This is a genomic window from Pseudarthrobacter sp. CC4, assembly GCF_048957775.1.
In the GTDB taxonomy this organism is placed as follows: domain Bacteria; phylum Actinomycetota; class Actinomycetes; order Actinomycetales; family Micrococcaceae; genus Arthrobacter.
Map to the genome: position 1 here is coordinate 1 of NZ_JARCCZ010000081.1, position 659 is coordinate 659.

Consider the following 659-nt stretch of genomic DNA (forward strand, 5'->3'; position numbering starts at 1 on the left):
CGCCCAAAAAGCGGGATGGTCGTTGCCCGCCTCCTCATACTCCGCCGCGGTGACCACGGCGCCGGCAGCGAACTCCGCGCCTGGAAGATATCGATGCGTTTCATGGTGCCATTTCGGGATCGTTGACGAGGTCACAGATTTCTGACTTTCTTCATGTGAGGGCGGGGCTCAGACCGCTTTGGAGCGTTCAGGCGGTGGGGCTTGGCGTGATCGTGGTGTTGGGGCCGGATCGGGTTCCGTGCGCGGCCGTTACAGGGTGTCCAGGGCAAAACCCCGCGGTGGAAGGTCGTGGGCGGGCCCCTGTTCCTCCCAGCGCAGCCGGCGAACAATGAGTTTCCAAACAACGGCGCTGCCATTGATGGACGGCATGAGGCTTCCCTCCGTGATGAAGTGAGTGTTCTTTTCGTCATTGAACGGTGCCCACCATCCATTGACGGGGCAGTGCTCGCCGGTCCGGGGACTCTGCGGCATGCCGGTTGTATGCTGCGGGTGCGTGCGTTTCTTCACGGTCCTGATCCTGAACTTTCCATGTCGTGGCTTTATTCGAAATGTTGTGTGGCCGGCCAGTGAGCGGTATGGCGTGTTACCAGCCGCGTTCGGCGAGGCGGTGGGGCTGGGGGATCTCGTCGACGTTGATGCCCACCATGGCTTCGCCGAGG

1 protein-coding gene is annotated in these 659 nt (G+C 62.1%); it reads right to left on the reverse strand.

The features are described 5' to 3' along the window. Nucleotides 1-249: 249 nt before the first annotated feature. On the reverse strand, nt 250-507 hold the full coding sequence (locus PV768_RS21855) for a hypothetical protein (RefSeq protein WP_311218586.1): 258 nt from the start codon (nt 505-507) through the stop codon (nt 250-252). Nucleotides 508-659 lie beyond the last annotated feature (152 nt).